Origin of the sequence: Streptomyces sp. BI87 (genome assembly GCF_025957665.1) — a bacterium.
GTDB lineage: Bacteria > Actinomycetota > Actinomycetes > Streptomycetales > Streptomycetaceae > Streptomyces > Streptomyces albidoflavus.
Map to the genome: position 1 here is coordinate 5,716,755 of NZ_CP110079.1, position 21,990 is coordinate 5,738,744.

The window sequence follows — 21,990 nt, forward strand, 5'->3', positions numbered from 1 at the left end:
CCGCACACCGGCGGCTGACATGCTGAGCCGATGGACGCCTCGATCCCGACCCCGACCCCGATCGACCTCGACACGTGGCCGCGCCGGCAGCACTTCGACCACTACCGCCGGCGCGTCCCGTGCACGTACGCGATGACGGTGGAGGTGGACGTCACCGCCTTCGCCGCCGCGCTGCGCCGCTCACCGCGCAAGTCGTACCTCGCGCAGGTCTGGGCGCTCGCCGCGGTCGTCAACCGGCACGACGCGTTCAGGATGTGCCTCACCGCCTCGGGCGACCCGGCCGTCTGGCCGGTCGTGCACCCCGCCTTCACGGTCTTCAACCCGGAGCGCGAGACCTTCGCCTGCGTGTGGGCGCCCTACGATCCCGACTTCGGCACGTTCCACGACGCGGCCGCGCCCCTCCTCGCCGAGCACAGCCGCGCCACCGACTTCTTCCCGCAGGGAGATCCGCCCCCCAACGCCTTCGACGTGTCGAGCCTCCCGTGGGCCTCCTTCACCGGCTTCACCCTCGACATCCGCGACGGCTGGGACCACCTCGCCCCCATCTTCACCCTCGGCCGCTACACCGAACGCGACGGCCGCCTCCTGCTCCCCCTCTCCGTACAGATCCACCACGCCGCCGCCGACGGCTTCCACACGGCCCGCCTCACCGACGAACTCCAAACCCTCCTCGCCGACCCGACCTGGCTGTGAGACCCCGGCGCCAGCAGGAGCCGCAGGCAGTCCTCAATCCCGGATCAGAGCCCGTCCGGCACCTGAGGACACCTCAACACCGCCCCGGCACAACGGGGTTGGCCCCAATGGGTCCGGGTGGGCCTTGACTCGGCGGGCGCCCGCCCGCTTGACTGCGCGTGATCAGTCGCTCGCACGTCGTGTCGTGAAGGACCCTCGCGGTGCCCCCACCCCCGCCCCCGTTCGGCCGTGCCCGCAAACGGGCCACCAACGCCCTCGACCCCGCACTCGGCGACGCCGACCTGATCGCCGCCCGCGCAGCCCTCACCCAGGGCCGCTGGACGGCCGTCCGTGAACTCCTGGCGCACACCGGCACCGACTGGGACCTGCGCGGCCACCGCCTCACCGTGCTGGCCGGCACCCAGGGCGCGGCCGCCTGGGGCGAGGAGTGGCGGATCGCCGAACCCGACAGCGCCGACGCCGCCGCCCTCATCGGCTGCGCCACCGTCGCCCGCGCCCTGGGCGACCGCCGGTACTGCCCCGAGGCCACCGACGCCTGCCACCGGGCCGCCGCCCTCGCCCCCGAGGACCCCACCCCGTGGCTGGCCCTGCTCCTGCTGGCCCGCAGACGCGGCACCGAGGACGAGGTGGTCCGCCTCTTCGACGCGGTGCGCGTCCGCCACCAGGACCACCACATGGCCCACCACCTGATGGTCGCCCGCCTCGCCGAGCGCCACCCCGAACTCGGCCGCGACCCGCTCCACGAGGTCTACGACTTCGCCGCCTGGTCCGCCGAACACGCCTCCCCGGAATCCCCGCTGGCCGTGCTCCCGGTGGTCGCCCACGCCGAGCGCTACCGGGTGCTGGCCGCCGCCGGCAGCGAGCCCCCGGACCCGGCCGCCTCCGGCCACTGGCGTTCCCGCCGCGCCCGCCAGGTCCTGCGCACCGCCTTCGACTGGTGGCTGGAGTGGGAGGAGCGCCTGGACCGGGGCCGCATCCGCACCGACCTCAACTACCTGGCCCACGCCAAGTTCTGCGAGGGCCGCCCCGCCGAGGCGGCCGCCCTCTTCCACCGCATCGGCCCGCACGCCACCCGCGCGCCCTGGGCCTACCCGGACCGCGACCCGTACGACGCCTTCCACGCCGCCCGCAGCGCCGCCCTGGGCGCCGCCTGAGCCGTCGGCCCCTGTGCCGCCGCACCACCGCCACCCCCCGAGAGGACCCCGAACCGATGACCGCCGAGACGCCCTCCTCCGAGGGAATCCGCACCTACAAGGGCGAAGAGCGCGCCCTGCGGGCCGACCGCCTGGGCACCACCGGGCTGCTGCTGTCCGTCCTCGCCGCCAGCGCCCCCCTCATGGTCGTCGCGGGTGTCATGCCCACGACATTCGGCGTGATGGGGATCACCGGGCAGCCCCTGCTCTTCGTGATCCTCGGCATCGTCCTCGCCCTCTTCTCCCTGGGCTACGCCGAGATGAGCCGCCACGTCCACAACGCCGGCGCCTTCTACGCGTACATCTCCCGTGGCCTCGGCGGGACCGCCGGCGCCGGGGCCGCGCTGGTCGCGCTGGTGGCGTACAGCGCGATGCAGGTCGGCATCTACGGGATCTTCGGCTTCGAGGTGTCGGTGATCTGCTCGACCTACCTCGGGCTCGACATCGCCTGGTGGATCTTCGCGCTGGCCTCGGTGGCCGCCGTCGCCGTCCTCGCCTGGCTGAAGATCGACCTCAACGCCCGGGTCCTCGGCGTGCTGCTGCTGATCGAGTGCGTCCTCGTCGTCGTGTTCGACGTCGCCGCCATCGCCGAACCCGGCCCCGAGGGCCTGTCGCTGCACGCCTTCAACCCGGAGACCCTCACCGGCGCCGGGCTCGGCACCGCGCTCTGCTTCTGCATCGCCGCCTTCGTCGGCTTCGAGCAGGCCCCCGTCTACGCCGAGGAGACCCGGCGCCCGCACATCGTGGTCGCCCGCGTGATGTTCCTCGCCATCGGCTTCGTCGCCCTCTTCTTCATGATCAGCTCCTGGGCGCTCACCGTGGCCTCCGGCCCCTCCGGGATCGTCGGCGACGCCCGCGAGCAGAGCGCGGGGCTCCTCTTCCACCTCACCGAGTCGCGGCTCGGCACCACCTTCACCGACGTCCTGCACATCCTCTTCGTCACCGGCATGTTCGCGGCGATGCTCAGCTTCCACAACGTCGTCGCCCGCTACGCGTTCGCCATGGGCCGCGAGGGCCTGCTGCCCGCCGCCTTCGGCCGGACCAACCCCGGCAGCGGCGCCCCCGGCACCGGCTCGCTCCTCCAGACCGGCATCTCGGTCGTCCTGGTCGCCGCCTTCGCCCTCACCGACGGCAACCTGGTCGGTGACCCGACCGCGCCCGTGCTGCGGATGTTCACCTGGATGGGCAACGTCGGCGCGCTCGGCATCATCGTCCTGATGGCCGCCGCCTCGCTGGCCGTCATCGTCTTCTTCGCCCGCCGGGGCGCCGCCCGCGCCCAGCTCTGGCGGCTGCTCGCCTCCGGCCTCGCCGGCCTCGCCCTGCTGACCATCGCCGGATACACCGTCAAGGACTTCTCCGTGCTGGTCGGCGCCGAGTCCGGTTCGGCGCTCAGCTGGCTGCTGCCCGGTGTGATCGGCCTCGCCGCCGTCGCCGGGATCGGCTACGGCCTGATCCTCAAGCGCACCCGCCCCGAGACCCACGCCCGCATCGGCCAGGGCAACGAGGCGTTCCAGCTGGAGAAGGCGGCCGACGCGGCCGGCCGCCCCGCCGGTGAGCGGGCCACCACCGGCTGACCGGTCCGGCCCGGCCCGCGCGAACGCCGAAGGGGCGGGGCACACGGTACGTACCGTGTGCCCCGCCCCTTCGCGTACCCGGGCGTCGCCGCCGCCGGGCTACAGCACCAGCGAGAGCAGCAGGACGAAGATGAGCGAGACGACGGAGATGATCGTCTCCATCACCGACCAGGTCTTGATGGTCTGGCCGACGTTCAGCCCGAAGTACTCCTTCACCAGCCAGAAGCCGGCGTCGTTGACGTGGCTGAAGAAGAGCGAGCCCGCGCCGATGGCCAGCACCAGCAGCGCCATGTGCGAGGACGACATGTCCGCCGCCAGCGGGGCCACCAGACCGGCCGCCGAGATGGTCGCCACCGTCGCCGAACCGGTCGCCAGCCGGATCGCCACCGCGATCAGCCAGGCGAGCAGCAGGGTCGGGATGGCCCAGCTCTCGGAGAAGTCCAGGATCATCTGGCCGATGCCGACGTCGATCAGGGTCTGCTTGAAACCACCGCCGGCGCCGACGATGAGCAGCACGCCCGCGATCGGGGCGAGCGACTTCTCCACCGTGGTGGAGAGGCGGCCCTTGGTGAACCCGGCGGCGCGGCCGAGGGTGAACATGCCCACGATCACGGCGGCGAGGAGGGCGATCATCGGCGAGCCGATGACGTCGAAGACCCGCTGGACGCCGGACTCGGGGTTGTCCACCACGATGTCGACGAGGGCCTTGGCGAGCATCAGCACGACCGGCAGCAGCACGGTGGCCAGGGTCGCGCCGAAGCTCGGCCGGCGGTCGGTCTCCTCGGTGGCACGCTGCGGGATCATCTTCTCGGGCGCCGGCACGTCCACCCAGCGGGCGGCGTACTTGCCGAAGACGGGACCGGCGATGATCACGGTGGGTATCGCGACCAGGACGCCGAGCGCCAGGGTGATGCCGAGGTTGGCGCCGATCGCGTCGATGGCGACGAGCGGGCCGGGGTGCGGCGGGATCAGGCCGTGCATGACCGACAGGCCGGCGAGGGCCGGGATGCCGATCTTCATCAGCGAGTAGTTGCCGCGCTTGGCGACCATCAGGACCACCGGGATCAGCAGCACGATGCCGACCTCGAAGAAGAGCGGCAGGCCGATCACCGAGGCGATGAGCACCATCGCCCACGGCATCGCCCGGCCACTGGCCTTGGCGAGGATCGTGTCGACGATCTGGTCGGCGCCGCCCGAGTCGGCGAGGAGCTTGCCGAGGATCGCGCCGAGCGCGATCAGCACACCCACGCCCGCCACGGTCGAGCCGAGTCCGGCGGTGAAGCTGGTGATGGCCTTGTCCAGCGGCGCCCCGGCGAAAGCGCCGAGGGCGAGCGAACCGATGGTCAGTGCCAGGAAGGCGTGGACCTTGAACTTCGTGATGAGCAGGACGATGACGGCGATGCCGGCGAGAACGGCGATCCCCAACTGGGCGTTGCCCGCGGAGGTGATCGGTTCCGCCGCGTCCGCTGCCAGCATCTCGACGCTGAGACGGGTCACGGGATTCTTCCCTCGTGTGAAGAGTGGGTGGGGGAGGGGGTGGAGCGGAGGGGGACGAGCGGGGTGTCGGCCCGCGAGGCCCCCGGCGGTCCGGGGTCAGGCAGGGTCAGGAGGACCCGGCCCGCTCCCGGTCGTAGGCGGCCAGCGCCTCGCAGGCGCGGTCGGCGATCTCCTCGGGCGTGCCCGACACGTCGACGGCGACCCCGGCCTCGTCCGCCTGGAGCGGCTGGAGCGTCGCGAACTGCGAGTCGAGCAGCGCCGTCGGCATGAAGTGGCCCTTGCGTTCGGCCATCCGTTCCTCGATCAGCGCGCGGTCCCCGGTGAGGTGGACGAAGACCACGCCCGGCCCGGAGGCGCGCAGCCGGTCCCGGTAGGAGCGCTTGAGGGCGGAACTGCTGACGACGCCGCCGAGCCCGGTCCGGCTGTGGGCCCAGGCGCCGATGGCGTCCAGCCACGGCCAGCGGTCGTCGTCGTCCAGCGGCGTGCCGGCCGACATCTTGGCGATGTTCGCCGGGGGGTGGAAGTCGTCGCCCTCGGCGTAGGGGACGCCGAGCCGTTCGGCGAGCAGGGGGCCGATCGTGGTCTTGCCGGTTCCTGCGACGCCCATGACCACGACGACGTGGGGGGTGTTCATTGCTGCCTCGCTCGCTGTCTTCTTCGACATCGTTCGCCTGTCGGGCCCCGGAGGGTCACGACACTGAAACCCATTAGATACGACTAATTCAAGAGCCTGTGACATAAAAGTCTGACTTTTTGTTCCCGCAGGCAGCCTCGTAGTCTGATCGACATGACGACACAGGGCGGGGGACTCCACGCGCGCGTGCTCGAACGGCTCGGCCCCGCGATCACCGAGGGCCAGTACCCGGCGGGCAGCGTGCTGCGCACCGACGAGCTGGCCCAGCGCTACGAGGTCTCCCGCTCGGTCATGCGGGAGGCGGTCCGCGTCCTGGAGTCGATGCACCTGGTCGCCTCCCGGCGCCGGGTCGGCGTCACCGTGCTCCCGGCCGAGGAGTGGAACGTCTACGACCCGCAGGTCATCCGCTGGCGGCTGGCCGGCGCCGACCGCCCCCGCCAGCTCCGCTCACTGACCGTGCTCCGCTCGGCGGTCGAACCGGTCGCCGCCGGACTCGCCGCCCGCCACGCCACCTCGGCCCAGTGCGCCGAGCTGACCGAGAACGCCCTCGGCATGGTCGCGCACTCCCGGGGCCACCGGCTGGAGGGGTACCTGCGCCACGACATCGCCTTCCACCGTGTCGTGCTGCGCGCCTCCGGCAACGAGATGTTCGCCCGCCTCGGCGACGTGGTCGCCGAGGTCCTCTCCGGCCGCACCCACCACCAGGTGATGTTCCACGACCCGGACCCGGCCGCCGTCACCCTCCACGTACGCCTCGCCGAGGCCGTCCGCGAACGCGACGCCGACCGCGCGGAGGCCCTGACGAGGGAGATCACCATCGGCGCCCTCCAGGAACTCGACATCCTGGACCCGCCGCCCCCGGCCCCGGCCCCGGCCGAGAGCTGAGGGAACCGGCGTTCCGGCGGCCCGCTCAGTCCCGGACGTCCCCGTCCACGTACAGCCACGCCCCGTTCCCCTCGCCCCGGGTGAAGCGGCTGTGCTCCGCCATCACCCCGGACTCGCCCCCGGCGCTCCAGTGGGCGCGGAAGGTCACCGTCCCCGTGGCGTGGAAGGCGCTGCCCTGCGAGGTGCCGGTGATCTCCAGCCCCGTCCACCGCATCCCGTCGTCCAGGTCCAGCACGGCGGGGCGGGTGCGCGGGTGCCAGGTGCGCAGCAGGTAGGCGGCGTCGCGGGTGGCGAAGGCCGCGTATCGCGAGCGCATCAGCTGCTCCGCCGTCGCCGCCTCGGCGCTGCCCGCGTGGAGCCGTCCGCAGCACTCGCCGTACGTCCGCCCGCTGCCGCACGGGCACGGGTCGGCGGGCCGCACCGCCACGGCGGCGGCACGGCGGGGAGCGGCGGAGCGGTTGCGGGCGCGACGTGACATGGCCCCCATTCTCCACGGCCGTCCCCCGCCCGGCGCAGGCCACCGGGCCCCACCGCACCTCCGGTGGTCTCATCGCCGGTAGGGACCCCTCGCCGAAGGACGCCGCCGTGAGTGACGAAGCCCCCCGGGTACGCCGGGTGTACGAGCCCGCCGACCCCGCCGACGGCACCCGCGTCCTCGTCGACCGGCTCTGGCCCCGGGGCGTCTCCAAGGAACGCGCCGCCGTCGACGTGTGGCTGAAGGAGATCACCCCCTCGACCGAGCTGCGCGACTGGTACCACCAGAACCCGGACGAGCGGTACGACGGCTTCACCGAGCGGTACCGCACCGAGCTGGGCGACCCGGCCCACCGGGCCGCGGTCGGCGAACTCCTCGACCTGATGGACCAGGGCACCGTGACGCTGATCACCGCCGTCAAGGAGACCGACCGCAGCCAGATCCCGGTCCTGGTCGAGCACCTGCGCCATCTGCGCCACCGGCCCGGAGAACACGAAAACCCCAGCTGAGCCGGGGTTTTCTCTGGTGTCCGAGGGGGGACTTGAACCCCCACGCCCGATAAAGGGCACTAGCACCTCAAGCTAGCGCGTCTGCCATTCCGCCACCCGGACAAGGTGTCTGTCGTCCGCCGGGGCTTCCCTGCGGCGACGTGGAAAACCATAGCAAACATCTGGGGGTCCCCGATCACCCCCGGGTCCCGCCCGGGGGAGGGCCGCCGTGTGTGACGGGCGTATGTCGGCCGGGACCCGGTCTTGGGCGCGAGGGCCGCCCGGGGTGAGGATGAGAGGACCCAACACGGCGACAAGCCAAGGAGCAGCGTGAGCGAGCCGAAGACCGTCCAGGGGACCGGGAGCCTTCGCGGCGAGGACGAGGTGGTCGACCTCTGCCGCGACCTCATCCGGATCGACACCAGCAACTACGGCGACCACTCCGGCCCCGGCGAGCGGCGGGCCGCCGAGTACGTGGCCGAGAAGCTCGCCGAGGTCGGCCTCGAACCGGAGATCTTCGAGTCCCACCCGGGCCGCGCCTCCACCGTGGTCCGGATCGAGGGCGAGGACCGCTCCCGCCCCGGCCTGCTCATCCACGGCCACACCGACGTGGTCCCGGCCAACGCGGCCGACTGGTCCCACGACCCGTTCTCCGGGGAGGTGGCCGACGGCTGCGTCTGGGGCCGTGGCGCCGTCGACATGAAGGACATGGACGCGATGACCCTCGCGGTCGTCCGCGACCGGATGCGCACCGGCCGCAAGCCCCCGCGCGACCTCGTCCTCGCCTTCCTCGCCGACGAGGAGGCGGGCGGCACCTGGGGCGCCCGGCACCTCGTCGACAACCACCCCGGCCTCTTCGAAGGCGTCACCGAGGCGATCGGCGAGGTCGGCGGCTTCTCCTTCACCGTCAACGAGAAGCTCCGCCTCTACCTGGTGGAGACCGCCCAGAAGGGCATGCACTGGATGAAGCTGACCGTGGACGGCACCGCCGGACACGGATCGATGATCCACCGCGACAACGCCATCACTGAACTCTCCGAGGCCGTCGGCCGGCTGGGCCGCTACGAGTTCCCCATCCGCGTGACCAAGACCCTGCGGCACTTCCTCGACGAGCTCTCCGACGCTCTCGGCACCGAGCTGGACCCGGAGAACATGGACGAGACGCTCGCCAAGCTCGGCGGCATCGCCAAGCTCATCGGCGCCTCCCTGAAGAACACCGCCAACCCCACCCAGCTCGGCGCCGGTTACAAGGTCAACGTCATCCCCGGCCAGGCCACCGCCCACGTCGACGGCCGCTTCCTGCCCGGGTACGAGGAGGAGTTCCTCGCCGACCTCGACCGCATCCTCGGCCCGCGGGTGCGTCGTGAGGACGTGCACGCGGACAAGGCGCTGGAGACCACCTTCGACGGCGCCCTGGTCGACGCCATGCAGACGGCGCTCTCCGCCGAGGACCCCATCGCCCGCGCCGTGCCCTACATGCTCTCCGCCGGCACCGACGCCAAGTCCTTCGACGACCTCGGCATCCGCTGCTTCGGCTTCTCGCCCCTCCAGCTCCCGCCGGAGCTGGACTTCGCCGGGATGTTCCACGGCGTGGACGAGCGGGTCCCGGTCGACGGACTGAAGTTCGGTGTGCGGGTGCTCGACCGGTTCCTCGACGCCTCCTGACGCCCTATCGGGTGAGCTTGGCGGCGGCCGCCCGTTGGTCCGGTTGCCGCAGCCGGGGCGCGGGCAGTCTCCCCCGTATCGCGCCCCGGCCCACCGGCCTCACGCCGTATTCGGCCGGGCGTACGCATCCGACTGGGAAGAGTGAACGTCGGAATCCGCACGTACCCCCTCCTTGGCTCCTTCGTTACACGTGGTGCGGTCCGCGGCTGGGATCGCATTTGCCAACAAGGAGGAATCATGATCAAGAAGGTCGTCGCCGCTGCGGCAGCCACGGGTGGCCTCGTTCTCGCCGGTGCGGGCATGGCCGTCGCCGACGCCGGTGCCCAGGGCGCCGCTGTCGGTTCCCCCGGCGTTCTGTCCGGCAACGTGGTCCAGGTTCCGGTCCACGTCCCGGTCAACGTCTGTGGCAACACCGTCTCCGTGATCGGTCTGCTGAACCCCGCCTTCGGCAACACCTGCGTCAACGCCTGACGTTGCGCCCCGCCCCGCCTCATGTGGGGCTGAAGTCCGCCGGCCCCGGAGCGCGCGCCATGCGCTCCGGGGCTGGCGGCATCTACGGGCGCCACCCAGTCGGGTGGCGCACACTCCGGAAGGTCAAAGGCAGGGAACAACCTATGCGACAGGTCATGCGCAAGGGCCTGATCACGGTGGCCGCGGCCACCGGCGTCATCGCCGTCACCGGCGGTTACGCACAAGCCGATGCGGGCGCGGGCAGCGCCGCCACCAACTCGCCGGGCGTGCTCTCCGGCAACTCCGTCTCCGTCCCGATCCACGTGCCGGTCAACGCCTGCGGCAACAGCGTGGACGTGGTGGGTGTCCTCAACCCCGCCTTCGGCAACAGCTGCGCCAACAGCGGCGGAAGCCAGGCCGGGCCCGCCGAGCGCGCGGCCGGGCCGGCGGCGGACAGCTCCGACCGGGCGGGCGGGGCCACCCGGACCGCCGGCAGCGGCGACTCCACCTCGGGCGCGAGCGCCGAGGCCGTCGCCGCCGGCTCGCCGGGGCTCCTCTCCGGCAACGTCGTCCAGGCGCCGGTCGACGTGCCGGTCAACGTCTGCGGCAACTCCGTCTCCGTGGTCGGGCTGCTGAACCCCGCCTTCGGCAACAACTGCGCCAACACGGCGCCGGAGCCGGAGAAGCCCCCGGTCACCCCGGAGAAGCCCGAGAAGCCCGTGGAGCCGCCGGTCACCCCGGAGAAGCCCGTGGAGCCCCCGGTCACCCCGGAGAAGCCCGTGAAGCCCCCGGTCACCCCGGAGGTCCCCGAGGAGCTGGCCGTCACGGGCAGCTCCGTGCCGCTCGGCCTCGGCGGTGCCGCGGCCGGCGGGCTGCTGCTCGGCGGAGCGATCCTCTACCGCAAGGCACGCCAGGCCGCCTGACCCGGACCGGGGACCCACCCGGCCGGTGCCAGGACGGCTCGGCACACGACGGAGGGCGGCGACCGCGTGTCGCCGCCCTTCGGCGTGCCCGGGCTCATGCGCCGCTCACCAGGTGGCCCGCAGCTGGCGGATGATCCGCCGCCGCAGCCGCACCCTGCGGCTGCCGTCCGGGAGCAGCACCAGCCGGTCCAGCTCCCAGTGGCCGTACTCGGCGTGGTCGGTGAGCAGGCGGGTCGTATCGGTGCGAGTGATCCCTCGCGGGACATACACGTCAGTGAATTCGTATTCCGGCATCGCATCTATTGTGCGGGAGCGGCCCCGGTACGGATAGCGTCAGCACCATGTCTGATGCTGAGCAGCCCACGGCTGCCGAGGTACGGGCCGCCGCCGAGGCGGTCAAGACCGCGCTCGACCGCCACCTGGCCGCGGTGGAGCGCAGGATTGGCGAGGACGATCCGGCCGTCCACGCCGCCTTCAACGACCTGGCCGCCGCCGCCGAGGAATACGACGAACTGCTCTACGAGCGCTACGACGAGGTCACCCCCTTCGACATCCCCGATGCCGAGGAGGCCCTGCCGCCGTACGCCGGGCCCGACGAACCCAGTGCCCTGAGCGTCCTCATCCGCCGCGACTACGCGGTCGCCGAACCCCGGCGGCTGCTCTCCCAGGCGCAGCGCATCGCCGACCACGACCGGGGCGGGGCCGCCGGTCCGCCCGGCTCCGGGGCGGGGGCCCAGGGCGTGGTCGGGGACAGCGTGCACGCCGCCCTCGGCATCCTGTTCGGCGAGTACGAGGCGGACGAGGTCGCCTCCCGGCACAAGGAGTTCGGGCTGGAGGAGGGGGATTCCACCCTGTGGGTGGTGGCCGCCGAGGAGCCTGCCGAGCCCGGGGAGTGGCTCGACGCGCCCTTCGAGGAGGCTGATCCGGAGCTGGTCGTCTGCCGCTTCGACATGAGTGCCGTGTTCGACGAGGACCCGGACGACGACTCCGACGACGGGGAGCTCGACGATGTGATGGACATCGACGAGGAGGCCGCCGAGGGGCTCGGCGGGTATCAGGAGCGGCGGGGGCGCATCTGACGTGCTTGCCCGCGGCGGGGCCGGGTCCTTCGGGGTCCGGCCCCGCCGGCTTGCCCAGGGGCGGTGGCCTCGAGCGCCGGCCGGGCTGGACAGGGCTGGCTCCGGTGGCCCGGCTGGGCTCAAGGATGGCCTCGAGCGCCGGCCGGGCTGGGAGTGGCCGGGTCTGGATTGTCGGCCGGGCTTGAGTGGGGGCGGCCTGGCTGGGGCGTCAGGTGGTGGACCGGGTGGGGAGCTGGGGCCTGAGCAGCACGGGGAGGCGGGTGGTGCGGGGCTTGGCCGGGCGGTCCGTGACCGCTGCGGCGAGGGCCGGGCCTACTCCCTGGACGACGGAGAGGTGGCGTTCCGCGCGGGCGAAGGCGGTGTAGACCCAGTCGCGGGTCAGGGCCGGGCCGGCGTCGCCGGGGACGACCACGACGGCGGCCGGGGCGCGCAGGGTGACCGCCTGGTGGGCGGTGACCGCCCAGCCGTGGCGGAGGGTGGCGGCCACCCGGTCGCGGGCGACCAGGACCTCGCCGCCCGCGCAGCGCAGCCGCAGGCCCTCCTGCTCGGCGCCGAGGACCTGGCCCAGCTCGGTGCGGCCCGGCGCCGGGCTGTACGCCACCCGGTCGCCCGGGTCGAAACCGGCGAAGCGGCCGGGGCCGGGGTTGCACTTCTCCTTCAGGGCGGCGTTCAGCACGCGGGTGCCCGCCGCGCCTCCGTGGCCCGGCGTCACCACCAGGGTCTGCTCCGGGGGCACCTGGAAGGCGCGCGGCACTGACTCCGTGACCAGCTGGACCGTACGGTGCACGGCCTCGGCCGGGTCGCGCACCGGGACGATCGCCACCTCGTGTCCGGGGGCGTCCACCGCCGTCAGCTCCCCGGCGCCCAGGCCCGAGACCAGCTCGCCCACCGGGCCCGGGTCCGGGGTGCGGGAGACGACGACGGGGCAGGGGCGTGCGGCCAGCAGGTCGCCGAAGACCCGGCCGGGACCGGCCGACCCCAGGAGCCCGGGGTCACCGCTGAGCACGAGGCGCGCCCCGTCGGGCAGCGCCTCGACCAGCATCGCGGCGCTCTCCACGTCGAGCTGCGGGGCGTCGAGGACGACCAGCAGGTCGAGGGCGAGCGAGCCCTCCGCGTCCCGGCCGGGGCCCTCGGCGCCGGAGAGGAGCCCCGCCACGGTGGCCGCCCCGCCCTCCGCGCCGGTCAGCGCCGCCGCGAGCCGTGCCCGGCTGTCCGGGCCGTGTGCCGCGCCCCAGGCCCGCAGGCCGAGCGAGGCGGCGGCGGTGAGCAGCGCGGCCGGTTCGGCGCGGGCCGCCTCGCCGCCCGAGTGGAGGACGAGGCCGTGCCCGGCTACGGCCCGGATCAGCTCGGCCGCCGAGCCGCGTCCCTCGCCGCCGGCGCCCTGCCACTCCTCGGGGCCGGGACCGGCCGCCGGAGGGGTGTTCACCAGCCCGGCCAGGCCGTCGGCGAGGCTCTCCTCGGCCAGGGCGTACCGCTCCAGGCCGATCAGCACCCGCACCGGGGTCTCGGCCGGTTCCTCCGTCTCGTCCGCACCGGGCCCGGCCGCCGGGGCCTGAGCCGTCGCGGAGCCGGTGTCCAGCGGGTCCTGGAAGACCAGCACGTCGCCCTCGGCGACCGCTTCGCGCAGGGTGCCCTCCGGGTCCGGGACGGCGCGCTGCCCGAGCGCCGCGCGCAGGGCGTCGGCCTCCAGGGCGGTGTGCCCGGCGAGGGCGGCCTGCTCCAGGAGCCAGCCGGTGACCGCCCGGCCGCGCCGCGCGTCGTCGGGCCTCGCCTCGGCGCCGAGCAGGGCGCGGGCGAAACCGTCGGCCTGTTCGGGGCGTACCCCTCGGGCGTGCAGCAGCTGCCACGGGTCCTCGCGCAGCACCTCGGCGGCGCCGTCCCCGAGGGCCTCGGCGACGGCGGGGGCGAGGACGGCCGGGGCGGAGCCGCCGGCGAGCACCGCCGCGACCTCGTCCACGGCACGGTCGGAGGGACCGGTGGGCGCCGCGGGAGCGACGGGTGCGGGTGCCGGACGGACCGGCTCCGGGGCGGGCCTGCGGGGCGCGGCCGGTGCCGTCTCGGGGATGAACGCCGTCGGCGCGGCGCCGCCCTCGACCGCCTTGACGGCGGCCAGCAGGTCGGCGGCGACGCCCTGGAGCTTGCCGCCCGCCTCCACCGGCGCCTCGCGCCCGGCCTTGCGCTCCTCGATGCGCCGCCGCAGCTCGCGCTGGGCCGCCAGCTCGGCCTCCGCCCCGGAGGGCGCGGGCGCGGCGCCTTCGTCCTCGCCGGAGGGGGCGGGAGTTTCGCCGTGGCCGGCCTCGCCCCGCGTCTCCTCGGGGCCGTGCTCCGGGGGCGGGGCGTCCTCGGGGGCCGCCGCCTGGGGGGCGGGCGCGTCCTCGTCGGCGGGCGCGGCGGCGGGGTCCGTACTCACAGCGTGCTCCAGTCCTGGTCGGGATAGCGGTGCACGGGCGCCGACACGTCGTCGAGCGCCTGGCAGATCTCGTCGGGAAGCGTAAGGGCTTCCGCCGACAGTGCCGCCGCGAGCTGCTCGGCGGTGCGCGGCCCGACGAGGGGAGCGCAGACTCCGGGCCGGTCGCGGACCCAGGCCAGCGCCACCTGGAGCGGGGTGGCGGCCAAACCGTCGGCGGCGGTGGTGAGGGCGTCGACGACCCGGTCGCCCGCGTCGTCGAGGTAGGGCGCGACGAACCCGGCCAGCTGCTCGGAGGCGCCCCGGGAGCCCGGCGGGCCCGGGGGAGCGGCGTGCCGGTACTTGCCGGTGAGGACGCCCCTGCCGAGCGGCGAGGAGGGCAGCAGCCCCACGCCCAGATCGAGGGCGGCGGGCAGCACCTCCCGCTCCACGCCGCGCTGGAGCAGCGAGTACTCCATCTGGGTGCTGGCCAGTCTGGTGCGCCCGGCCGGCAGGGCCAGCTGCCAGGTGGCCGCCTTGGCCAGCTGCCAGCCGGAGAAGTTGGAGACCCCCGCGTACCGGGCACGGCCGGTGGTGACGGCGATGTCGAGCGCCTGGAGGGTCTCCTCCAGCGGGGTCAGCGGGTCGAAGGCGTGGACCTGCCACAGGTCGACGTGGTCGGTGCCGAGCCGGTGCAGGGAGGCGTCGAGGGCGCCGAGGAGATGGCCGCGCGAGCCGTCGAACCGCCGCTCCGGGTCGGGGACGCTGCCCGCCTTGGTGGCGATCACCAGGTCCTCGCGGGGGACCAGCCGGTCGACGATCCGGCCGAGGAGGTACTCCGCCTCCCCGGCCGCGTACACGTCGGCGGTGTCGACGAGTGAACCGCCCGCCTCCCAGAAGGTCTTCACCAGCTCGGCGGCGTCGTGCTCGTCGGTGCCCCAGCCCCAGGTCAGGGTGCCCAGGCCGATGCGGGACACGCGCAGGCCGGTGCGGCCCAGATGCCTCTGCTCCATGGTCGCCGAGAGTACTGGCCGCACCCCTGTTCGTGGTGGCCTGTGGACAACCACGGCCGCACGGCGCGCCGTACGCCGCCACGTGACGGGGGCGACGTGCCCAGGCATACCGTCCGGACGGGTGGGAGCGCTAGAGTCCCCGGAACGGGACGTTACCGATGGGTAAGGGGATTTGCGCATGCAGCTCGGCATCAACCTCGGCTACTGGGGCGCCGGTATGGACGCGGACAACCTGGCGGTCGCCAAGGAGGCCGACCGGCTGGGTTACTCGGTCTGCTGGGCCGCGGAGGCGTACGGCTCGGACGGGCCGACCGTCCTCGCCTGGGTCGCCGCGCAGACCGAGCGGATCGACATCGGCTCCGCGATCATGCAGATCCCGGCGCGCCAGCCCACCATGACCGCGATGACCGCGGCCACCCTCGACTCGCTCTCCGGCGGCCGCTTCCGCCTGGGCCTCGGCGTCTCCGGCCCGCAGGTCTCCGAGGGCTGGTACGGCGTCAAGTTCGACAAGCCGCTGGCGCGGACCCGCGAGTACGTCGAGATCGTCCGCAAGGCGATGAGCCGCGAGCGGGTCTCCTTCGAGGGCGACCACTGGACGCTGCCGCTCCCCGGCGGCCCCGGCAAGCCGCTCAAGCTCACCGTCCACCCCGAACGCGAGCGCATCCCGCTCTACATCGCGGCGATCGGCCCGAAGAACCTGGAGCAGACCGGCGAGATCGCCGACGGCGCCCTGCTGATCTTCCCCGCCGCCGAGCACCTGGAGGAGACGGCCGTCCGCCACCTGCGCGCGGGCCGCGAGAAGGCCGGTCTCACCATGGAGGGCTTCGACGTCGTCCCGACCGTCCCGATCGCCGTCGGCGACGACGTCAACGGCCTCGCCGACCTCTTCCGCCCGTACACCGCGCTGTACGTCGGCGGCATGGGCAGCCGCAAGCAGAACTTCTACAACCAGCTCGCCGGGCGCATGGGGTACGAGAAGGAGGCCGCCGAGATCCAGGACAAGTACCTGGCCGGCGACAAGGACGGGGCCGCCGCGGCCGTCCCGCACCAGCTCATCGACTCCACCACGCTGCTCGGCGGCGTCGACCGGATCGCCGACCGCATGCAGGCGTACGCCGCCGCGGGCGTCACCACCCTGACGCTCTCCCCGGCCGGCTTCACCCTCGACGAGCGGCTCGCCGCGCTGCGCGCCGGCACCGAGGCGCTGGAGCGGGCCGGCCTCGCCTGACCCCTGCCGCAGCACGACGAAGTCCCCGCCGGTACACAACCGGCGGGGCCTTCCAGGTCTGCGGCCGTGGTGGGGGCTCGGGGGTCTTCCCCGCCACGGCCGTCACCAGGACAACGCCGCAGCGCCCTCGGGGTTACGCCCACCGGCGCGCGACCTCGCCCGCGCGCCGTCACCCGTTCGGCCCAGCCCCCTCGCCGGCGGCGTTGCCGGGGCCCGGGGGCGGCCGTTGACTGGCCTTCTGCGGACGACTGTCCGGCGACGCACGGAGGTTTGCGGATGCTCTCGGCCCGGAGTCTCTTCCAGGAGATCCTCGACAACGACGACGCCTACCGGCTCTTCTGCTCCATCGCCGCCAGCGGGGAGACGCAAGGCGGCTGGGAGAACGCCCGGATCGCCGCGCTGGTGCCCGAGTCGCAGCGCTCCCTCGCTCCCAAGATCGCCCGGCACGGCGCCGACGAGGACAAGCACGGCCGGATCTTCCAGGCCCTGCTGAAGAAGCGCGGCCTCGAACCCTGCGAGGTCCCCGAGGACACCGACTACACGATGCTGCTGGAACGCCACGGCATCGGCCTCGCCCACGCCCGCCTCCAGGCGGACACCCCGCTCAGCGAGCAGGACGTCATCACCTATCTCGCACACAGCCGCGTCACCGAGCAGCGCGCCTCCGAGCAGATGCGGATGCTGCTGCGGTACTTCGGCGACCACCCCGACCTCGGCCGGGCGGTCCGGATGATCTCCGACGACGAGGACAACCACCTCGCCTACTGCCACGAGGAACTGCTGCGCCTGGCCCGCGCCGGCCACGGCCGCGCCATCCACCGCACCCTGCACACCTGCGTCCGCGCCGAACTCGCCGTCTACCGCGACGTCAGCCTCGCCGTGATGGCCCGGATGGGCGAGGTGCTGGGCTGGTCCAGGGCGCGCGGCCGGCTCCTCGCGGCCGGCATCCACGCCGCGTACCGGTACGAGCGGGTGCTCGGCTGGCGGCGGATGGTCTCCCTCGCCCCGCCCGAGCGGCGCGACCCGCTCGGCGGACCGGCCACCACCGCGCCCGAGTTCGCCTGAAACCGGGCCCGGTCAGAGCCAGCCGCGCCGCTTGAACTGGCGGTGCAGGGCGACGGCGATGCCGATCATCACCAGGACCACCACCGGGTAGCTGCCCGGCCAGGCCAGCTCCGGCATCGACTCGAAGTTCATGCCGTAGATCCCGGCGATCATCGTCGGGACCGCCGCCATCGCCGCCCACGCGGAGATCTTCCGCATGTCGTCGTTCTGCCGGACGCCCATCTGCGCCAGGTGCGCCGAGAGGATGTCCGAGACCAGCCGGTCCAGGCTCTCCACCGACTCGTTGACCCGCAGCAGGTGGTCGCCGACGTCCCGGAAGAAGGGCTGCGAGGAGTCGTGCACGAACGGCACGCCGTGGCCGAACGGGCCGCCGCCGGCCAGCCGCCCCACCGGCGCCGCCAGCGGGCCCGTCGCCCGGCGGAACTCCACGATCTGCCGCTTGAAGGTGTAGATCCGCTCGGCGGTGTCCCGGCTGCCCGAGGAGTCGGGGGAGAAGACCTCCGTCTCCAGCTCCTCCAGGTCGTTCTGGAGTTCGGCCGCGACGACCAGGTAGTGGTCCACGACCGCGTCCGCGACGGCGTACAGCACCGCGGTAGGGCCGTGCGCCAGCATCTCGGGCTCGTGCTCCAGGCGGTGCCGCACCTGGGCCAGTGGCGCCCCGTCCCCGTGCCGGACCGTCACCACGAAGCCGTCGCCGACGAAGACCATCACCTCCCCGAGGGAGACCCGGTCGCTCTCCGGCTCGTACACCACCGGCTTGACCACCATGAAGAGCGAGTCGTCGTACACCTCCAGCTTCGGCCGCTGGTGCGCCTTGAGGGCGTCCTCGACCGCCAGCGGGTGGAGCCCGAACGCCTCGCTGACGCGCCCGAACTCCTCCTCGCTCGGGTCGAGCACGCCCAGCCAGACGAAGGCGTCGTCCGAGGCGCGGGCCTTCGCCAGCGCCTCGGTGAACTCGCCGGCCCGCTCGGTGCGGCGGCCGGCCCGGTAGATGGCACAGTCCACGATCACCGGGTCAGTCTTCCCCGCCGGAGCCCGTCCTCACCTGCCCTCCGCCGCGCCCTCCGGCGAGCCGGCGGCAGCCCTTACGCTGGCACGCATGCCCACCCTGATCCTCGTCCGGCACGGACGCTCCACCGCCAACACCGCGGGAATCCTCGCCGGGCGCACCCCGGGCGTCCGCCTCGACGACCACGGCCGCGCCCAGGCCGAGGCGCTGCCCGCCCGGCTCGCCGCGATCCCGCTGGCCGCCGCCGTCAGCAGCCCGCTGGAGCGCTGCCGGGAGACCCTCGCCCCGCTGCTGGCCGCCCGCCCCGGCCTCGCGGTCCACGAGGAGGAGGGGGTCAACGAGTGCGACTACGGGGACTGGTCGGGCCGCAAACTCTCCGAACTGAGCGGCGAACCGCTCATGGAGGTCGTCCAGCAGCACCCCTCGGCCGCCGCGTTCCCGGGCGGCGAGTCCATGCGCCACATGCACCACCGTGCCGCCGAGGCGGTCCGGAAGTGGAATGCCCGCATCGCCGAGGAGCACGGCGAGGACGCCGCGTACGTCCTGTGCACCCACGGCGACATCATCAAGTCCCTGGTCGCCGACGCCCTCGGCCTCCACCTCGACCTCTTCCAGCGGATCTCGGTCCAGCCCTGCTCGGTCACCGCCATCCGCTTCACCCGGCTGCGCCCCTTCCTCGTCCGCCTCGGCGACACCGGCGACCTGGACTCCCTGGCCCCCCGCCCCGCCCCCGGCGACGACGCCGGACAAGCCACGGTCGGGGGCGGTACGGGCGCACCGTGATCGCCCGCCGCAGTAGGGTGAAACCGAGCGGGCGCCGCCCCTCGTCCCACCGCCCTCCGCCACCGATCCTCTGGAGATGCAGGACGTGTCCCGTCAGGTGTTCCTCTTCGACCCGCCCGAGCGCTTCGTCGCCGGGACGGTCGGTCTGCCCGGGCGCAGGACCTTCTTCCTCCAGGCCTCCTCGCAAGGCCGGGTCACCAGTGTGGCCTTGGAGAAGACCCAGGTCGCCGCGCTCGCGGAGCGTATGAACGAACTGCTCGACGAAGTCGTCCGCCGCAGCGGCGGCAACGCCGCGGTGCCCGCCGTGGTCCCGGCCGACGTCGCCGACAGCGCCCCCCTCGACAACCCGGTCGAGGAGGAGTTCCGGGTCGGCACCATGGCGCTGGCCTGGGACGGCGAGGACCAGCGGATGATCGTCGAGGCCCAGGCCCTGGTCGAGCTGGAGGGCGACTCCGACGAGGATCTCGCCGCCGCCGAGGAACGCCTCCTCCAGGACGAGGAGAACGGCCCCCCGATGCTGCGGGTCCGCCTCTCCGGAGCCCAGGCCCGGGCCTTCGCCAAGCGCGCCCTGGACGTCGTCAACGCCGGCCGGCCGCCCTGCCCGCTGTGCAGCCTGCCGCTCGACCCGGAAGGACACGTATGCCCGCGCCAGAACGGGTACCGCCGGGACCTGTGACCACCGCGCCCGCGGAGCCGGCCCCGGCCGGCTCCGTCACCGCCCTGCTGACCGAGGGCGAGCTGACCGTGCGCGGCCGCATCCCCGAGGCGTCCAACGCGGTGCTGCACTGCACCGTCGCCGGCCAGGGCCGCACCGCCGCCTGCGTCTACAAGCCGGTCGCGGGGGAGCAGCCGCTCTGGGACTTCCCCGACGGCACGCTGGCCCAGCGCGAGGTCGCGGCGTACGAGGTGTGCGCCGCCCTCGGCTGGGAGCTGATCCCGCCCACCGTGCTGCGCGAGGGCCCGTACGGCCCCGGCATGGTGCAGCTCTGGATCGAGCAGGCCGAGGAGGAGCCCGGGGAGCCCGCGGCACCGGCAGCGGACGAGGACGCCCCCGGCCCGGTCCCCGTCGGCCCTCTGCTGGCCCTCGCCGACGCGGAGCGGCCCGCCCCCGAGGGCTGGCGGGCGATCGGGCCGGCCGAGGTGCCCGGCGGCTCCACCGCGCTGCTCGTCCACGCCGACGACCCCCGGCTGCGCCGCCTCGCCGTGCTGGACGCCGTCATCAACAACAGCGACCGCAAGGGCGGCCACCTGCTGACCACCGCCGACGGCCGCCTCCACGGCATCGACCACGGCGTCACCTTCCACACCGAGGACAAGCTGCGCACCCTGCTCTGGGGCTGGGCCGGCGAACCGCTCCCCGAGGAGTCGGTGGCCGCCCTCGGCCGCCTCGCCGCCGCCCTCGGCGAGGACGCGCCGCTCACCACCCGGCTGGCCGCCCTGATCACCCCCGCCGAAGTGACGGCGCTGCGCGACCGGGTGACCGCACTGCTGGCCTCCGGCACCCACCCCGTACCCGGCGGGGAGTGGCCCGCGATCCCCTGGCCGCCGGTCTGAGGCCGCCGCGACCCGCACAGCGGGGCGTGCGGCGCAAGAGGGCGCTCCCGGCCAATCAACCCCGATCCGGTTCGTATCCGGATGCCACGTCCGGTTAGGCTCAGTCCCATGCATGCCTGGCCCGCTTCCGAGGTCCCCGCCCTTCCCGGCAAGGGTCGCGACCTGAGGATTCACGACACCGTGACCGGGGGGCCGAAGACCCTCACCCCCGGCCCCGTCGCCCGTCTCTACGTCTGCGGCATCACGCCGTACGACGCGACCCACATGGGTCACGCGGCGACCTACAACGCGTTCGACCTCGTTCAGCGCGTGTGGCTCGACACCAAGCGTCAGGTGCACTACGTCCAGAACGTCACGGACGTGGACGACCCCCTCCTGGAGCGCGCCGTGCGCGACGGGGTGGAGTGGACCGGGCTCGCCGAGCGCGAGACGGCCCTCTTCCGTGAGGACATGACCGCGCTCCGGATGATCCCGCCCCGCGACTACATCGGCGCCGTCGAGGCCATACCCCGCATCATCCCGCTGGTCGAGCGGCTGCGGGACGCGGGCGCCGCCTACGAGCTCGAAGGCGACCTCTACTTCTCCGTCGAGGCCGACCCGCACTTCGGCGAGGTCTCCCACCTCGACGCCGCCGCCATGCGCCTGCTCTCCGCCGAACGCGGCGGCGACCCCGAGCGCCCGGGCAAGAAGAACCCCCTCGACCCGATGCTGTGGATGGCGGCCCGCGAGGGCGAGCCCAGCTGGGACGGCGGCAGCCTCGGACAGGGCCGGCCCGGCTGGCACATCGAGTGCGTCGCCATCGCCCTGGACCACCTCGGCATGGGCTTCGACCTCCAGGGCGGCGGCTCCGACCTGGTCTTCCCGCACCACGAGATGGGCGCCTCGCACGCCCACGCCGCCACCGGCGAGTACCCCTTCGCGCACTCCTACGTGCACGCCGGAATGGTCGCCCTGGACGGCGAGAAGATGTCCAAGTCCAAGGGGAACCTGGTCTTCGTCTCCGCGCTGCGACACGCCGGCGTCGACCCGGCCGCGATCCGCCTCGCCCTCCACGCCCACCACTACCGGGCCGACTGGGAGTGGACCGACGCCACTCTCCAGGAGGCCGTCGGACGCCTCGCCCGCTGGCGCGCCGCCGTCTCCCGCCCCGACGGCCCGGACGCCTCCGCCGTCGTCGAGCAGGTCCGCGCGGCCCTCGCCGACGACCTCGACGCCCCCGCCGCCCTGCGCGCCGTCGACGCCTGGGCCCAGCTCCAGGAGACCGAGGGCGGCACCGACGAGGGCGCCCCGGGCGTCGTCTCCCGCACCGTCGACGCGCTTCTGGGCGTCGCGCTCTGAGCCCACCCGGATGGACGAAGGGCCCCGCCACGGTGATCGTGGCGGGGCCCTTCCGTGG

The 21,990-nt window shown here is 73.8% G+C and carries 22 protein-coding genes and 1 tRNA gene; 15 read left to right on the forward strand and 8 right to left on the reverse strand.

The window, feature by feature from the left end:
• Nucleotides 1-30: 30 nt before the first annotated feature.
• From catA to OIM89_RS25500, 3 genes are all read left to right on the forward strand, one after another.
• On the forward strand, nucleotides 31-693 hold the full coding sequence (gene catA / locus OIM89_RS25490) for a type A chloramphenicol O-acetyltransferase (protein ID WP_195731211.1): 663 nt from the start codon (nucleotides 31-33) through the stop codon (nucleotides 691-693).
• 200 nt (nucleotides 694-893) lie between these two features.
• Entirely contained in the window at nucleotides 894-1,847 is a 954-nt protein-coding gene (locus tag OIM89_RS25495; protein WP_175458320.1) for a hypothetical protein, read from the forward strand.
• 56 nt (nucleotides 1,848-1,903) lie between these two features.
• Complete coding sequence (locus OIM89_RS25500) at nucleotides 1,904-3,460, forward strand: APC family permease (RefSeq protein ID WP_238469923.1); 1,557 nt, start codon at nucleotides 1,904-1,906, stop codon at nucleotides 3,458-3,460.
• Nucleotides 3,461-3,559: 99 nt separating this feature from the next.
• On the opposite strand, the gene OIM89_RS25505 is transcribed toward OIM89_RS25500, so the two are convergent.
• Together OIM89_RS25505 and OIM89_RS25510 are read right to left on the reverse strand one after the other, a co-directional pair.
• Nucleotides 3,560-4,957, reverse strand: coding sequence for a gluconate:H+ symporter (locus OIM89_RS25505; RefSeq protein WP_030696538.1), 1,398 nt, complete (start codon nucleotides 4,955-4,957; stop codon nucleotides 3,560-3,562).
• A 106-nt stretch (nucleotides 4,958-5,063) separates the two neighbouring features.
• Nucleotides 5,064-5,591, reverse strand: coding sequence for a gluconokinase (locus OIM89_RS25510; protein WP_030696537.1), 528 nt, complete (start codon nucleotides 5,589-5,591; stop codon nucleotides 5,064-5,066).
• Between the two features lie 153 nt (nucleotides 5,592-5,744).
• Between OIM89_RS25510 and OIM89_RS25515 the strand changes: the two genes are divergently transcribed.
• On the forward strand, nucleotides 5,745-6,476 hold the full coding sequence (locus OIM89_RS25515; protein WP_047469986.1) for a FadR/GntR family transcriptional regulator: 732 nt from the start codon (nucleotides 5,745-5,747) through the stop codon (nucleotides 6,474-6,476).
• Nucleotides 6,477-6,501: 25 nt separating this feature from the next.
• Here OIM89_RS25515 and OIM89_RS25520 read toward each other — a convergent pair whose 3' ends face one another.
• The gene (locus OIM89_RS25520; RefSeq protein ID WP_047469988.1) at nucleotides 6,502-6,954 is read right to left on the reverse strand and encodes a YchJ family protein; all 453 of its coding nucleotides are present in this window, start codon (nucleotides 6,952-6,954) and stop codon (nucleotides 6,502-6,504) included.
• A 107-nt stretch (nucleotides 6,955-7,061) separates the two neighbouring features.
• Here OIM89_RS25520 and OIM89_RS25525 point away from each other — a divergent pair, with 107 nt between their 5' ends.
• Nucleotides 7,062-7,460 carry a DUF488 domain-containing protein gene (locus tag OIM89_RS25525; protein ID WP_047469991.1) on the forward strand — a complete coding sequence of 133 codons (399 nt, stop codon included), beginning with the start codon at nucleotides 7,062-7,064 and terminating at the stop codon, nucleotides 7,458-7,460.
• Nucleotides 7,461-7,474: 14 nt separating this feature from the next.
• Here OIM89_RS25525 and OIM89_RS25530 read toward each other — a convergent pair.
• Nucleotides 7,475-7,562: transfer RNA gene (locus OIM89_RS25530), tRNA-Leu, on the reverse strand.
• A 207-nt stretch (nucleotides 7,563-7,769) separates the two neighbouring features.
• On the opposite strand from OIM89_RS25530, the gene OIM89_RS25535 reads away from it, so the two are divergent.
• The 3 genes from OIM89_RS25535 to OIM89_RS29920 all read left to right on the forward strand — a co-directional run bounded on the left by OIM89_RS25535 (nucleotide 7,770) and on the right by OIM89_RS29920 (nucleotide 10,477).
• Complete coding sequence (locus OIM89_RS25535; RefSeq protein WP_047470000.1) at nucleotides 7,770-9,104, forward strand: M20/M25/M40 family metallo-hydrolase; 1,335 nt, start codon at nucleotides 7,770-7,772, stop codon at nucleotides 9,102-9,104.
• A 237-nt stretch (nucleotides 9,105-9,341) separates the two neighbouring features.
• Nucleotides 9,342-9,575 carry a chaplin ChpH gene (chpH, locus tag OIM89_RS25540; protein WP_030696532.1) on the forward strand — a complete coding sequence of 78 codons (234 nt, stop codon included), beginning with the start codon at nucleotides 9,342-9,344 and terminating at the stop codon, nucleotides 9,573-9,575.
• A gap of 143 nt (nucleotides 9,576-9,718) precedes the next feature.
• Entirely contained in the window at nucleotides 9,719-10,477 is a 759-nt protein-coding gene (locus OIM89_RS29920) for a chaplin (RefSeq protein WP_047470006.1), read from the forward strand.
• 105 nt (nucleotides 10,478-10,582) lie between these two features.
• On the opposite strand, the gene OIM89_RS25555 is transcribed toward OIM89_RS29920, so the two are convergent.
• Nucleotides 10,583-10,771, reverse strand: a complete 189-nt coding sequence (locus OIM89_RS25555; protein ID WP_003947232.1) for a DUF5703 family protein — start codon at nucleotides 10,769-10,771, stop codon at nucleotides 10,583-10,585.
• A gap of 47 nt (nucleotides 10,772-10,818) precedes the next feature.
• Between OIM89_RS25555 and OIM89_RS25560 the strand changes: the two genes are divergently transcribed.
• The gene (locus tag OIM89_RS25560) at nucleotides 10,819-11,556 is read left to right on the forward strand and encodes a hypothetical protein (RefSeq protein WP_030696530.1); all 738 of its coding nucleotides are present in this window, start codon (nucleotides 10,819-10,821) and stop codon (nucleotides 11,554-11,556) included.
• Nucleotides 11,557-11,764: 208 nt separating this feature from the next.
• On the opposite strand, the gene OIM89_RS25565 is transcribed toward OIM89_RS25560, so the two are convergent.
• Complete coding sequence (locus tag OIM89_RS25565; protein WP_264491648.1) at nucleotides 11,765-13,966, reverse strand: helix-hairpin-helix domain-containing protein; 2,202 nt, start codon at nucleotides 13,964-13,966, stop codon at nucleotides 11,765-11,767.
• The gene (locus OIM89_RS25570) at nucleotides 13,963-14,955 is read right to left on the reverse strand and encodes an aldo/keto reductase (RefSeq protein ID WP_264491649.1); all 993 of its coding nucleotides are present in this window, start codon (nucleotides 14,953-14,955) and stop codon (nucleotides 13,963-13,965) included. The genes OIM89_RS25565 and OIM89_RS25570 overlap by 4 nt, the downstream gene beginning before the upstream one ends.
• A 178-nt stretch (nucleotides 14,956-15,133) precedes the next feature.
• Between OIM89_RS25570 and OIM89_RS25575 the strand changes: the two genes are divergently transcribed.
• Both OIM89_RS25575 and OIM89_RS25580 read left to right on the forward strand, forming a co-directional pair.
• Entirely contained in the window at nucleotides 15,134-16,183 is a 1,050-nt protein-coding gene (locus OIM89_RS25575; RefSeq protein ID WP_010636681.1) for an LLM class F420-dependent oxidoreductase, read from the forward strand.
• Nucleotides 16,184-16,459: 276 nt separating this feature from the next.
• Entirely contained in the window at nucleotides 16,460-17,248 is a 789-nt protein-coding gene (locus OIM89_RS25580; RefSeq protein WP_151169962.1) for a ferritin-like domain-containing protein, read from the forward strand.
• Between the two features lie 12 nt (nucleotides 17,249-17,260).
• On the opposite strand, the gene OIM89_RS25585 is transcribed toward OIM89_RS25580, so the two are convergent.
• On the reverse strand, nucleotides 17,261-18,259 hold the full coding sequence (locus tag OIM89_RS25585) for a magnesium and cobalt transport protein CorA (RefSeq protein ID WP_030696526.1): 999 nt from the start codon (nucleotides 18,257-18,259) through the stop codon (nucleotides 17,261-17,263).
• Nucleotides 18,260-18,347: 88 nt separating this feature from the next.
• On the opposite strand from OIM89_RS25585, the gene OIM89_RS25590 reads away from it, so the two are divergent.
• From OIM89_RS25590 to mshC, 4 genes are all read left to right on the forward strand, one after another.
• Nucleotides 18,348-19,040 (forward strand): histidine phosphatase family protein, encoded by a 693-nt coding sequence (locus OIM89_RS25590; protein WP_047470012.1) that lies wholly within the window; start codon nucleotides 18,348-18,350, stop codon nucleotides 19,038-19,040.
• Nucleotides 19,041-19,125: 85 nt separating this feature from the next.
• A complete protein-coding gene (locus OIM89_RS25595) occupies nucleotides 19,126-19,716 on the forward strand; it encodes a DUF3090 domain-containing protein (protein WP_008409519.1) in 591 nt (196 codons plus the stop codon).
• Nucleotides 19,680-20,594, forward strand: coding sequence for an SCO1664 family protein (locus OIM89_RS25600; protein ID WP_047470017.1), 915 nt, complete (start codon nucleotides 19,680-19,682; stop codon nucleotides 20,592-20,594). The genes OIM89_RS25595 and OIM89_RS25600 overlap by 37 nt, the downstream gene beginning before the upstream one ends.
• A gap of 108 nt (nucleotides 20,595-20,702) precedes the next feature.
• Nucleotides 20,703-21,932 (forward strand): cysteine--1-D-myo-inosityl 2-amino-2-deoxy-alpha-D-glucopyranoside ligase, encoded by a 1,230-nt coding sequence (gene mshC / locus OIM89_RS25605; RefSeq protein ID WP_030696523.1) that lies wholly within the window; start codon nucleotides 20,703-20,705, stop codon nucleotides 21,930-21,932.
• The last annotated feature ends 58 nt before the right edge of the window (nucleotides 21,933-21,990 follow it).

Excerpts from the sequence above, each read along its gene's own strand:
- catA (WP_195731211.1), top strand. The coding sequence starts at position 31 with ATGGACGCCTCGATCCCGACCCCGACCCCGATCGACCTCGACACGTGG.
- OIM89_RS25500 (WP_238469923.1), top strand. The coding sequence starts at position 1,904 with ATGACCGCCGAGACGCCCTCCTCCGAGGGAATCCGCACCTACAAGGGC.
- OIM89_RS25510 (WP_030696537.1), bottom strand. The coding sequence starts at position 5,591 with ATGAACACCCCCCACGTCGTCGTGGTCATGGGCGTCGCAGGAACCGGC.
- OIM89_RS25515 (WP_047469986.1), top strand. The coding sequence starts at position 5,745 with ATGACGACACAGGGCGGGGGACTCCACGCGCGCGTGCTCGAACGGCTC.
- OIM89_RS25520 (WP_047469988.1), bottom strand. The coding sequence starts at position 6,954 with ATGTCACGTCGCGCCCGCAACCGCTCCGCCGCTCCCCGCCGTGCCGCC.
- chpH (WP_030696532.1), top strand. The coding sequence starts at position 9,342 with ATGATCAAGAAGGTCGTCGCCGCTGCGGCAGCCACGGGTGGCCTCGTT.
- OIM89_RS29920 (WP_047470006.1), top strand. The coding sequence starts at position 9,719 with ATGCGACAGGTCATGCGCAAGGGCCTGATCACGGTGGCCGCGGCCACC.
- OIM89_RS25555 (WP_003947232.1), bottom strand. The coding sequence starts at position 10,771 with ATGCCGGAATACGAATTCACTGACGTGTATGTCCCGCGAGGGATCACT.
- OIM89_RS25560 (WP_030696530.1), top strand. The coding sequence starts at position 10,819 with ATGTCTGATGCTGAGCAGCCCACGGCTGCCGAGGTACGGGCCGCCGCC.
- OIM89_RS25570 (WP_264491649.1), bottom strand. The coding sequence starts at position 14,955 with ATGGAGCAGAGGCATCTGGGCCGCACCGGCCTGCGCGTGTCCCGCATC.
- OIM89_RS25575 (WP_010636681.1), top strand. The coding sequence starts at position 15,134 with ATGCAGCTCGGCATCAACCTCGGCTACTGGGGCGCCGGTATGGACGCG.
- OIM89_RS25580 (WP_151169962.1), top strand. The coding sequence starts at position 16,460 with ATGCTCTCGGCCCGGAGTCTCTTCCAGGAGATCCTCGACAACGACGAC.
- OIM89_RS25590 (WP_047470012.1), top strand. The coding sequence starts at position 18,348 with ATGCCCACCCTGATCCTCGTCCGGCACGGACGCTCCACCGCCAACACC.
- OIM89_RS25600 (WP_047470017.1), top strand. The coding sequence starts at position 19,680 with ATGCCCGCGCCAGAACGGGTACCGCCGGGACCTGTGACCACCGCGCCC.
- mshC (WP_030696523.1), top strand. The coding sequence starts at position 20,703 with ATGCATGCCTGGCCCGCTTCCGAGGTCCCCGCCCTTCCCGGCAAGGGT.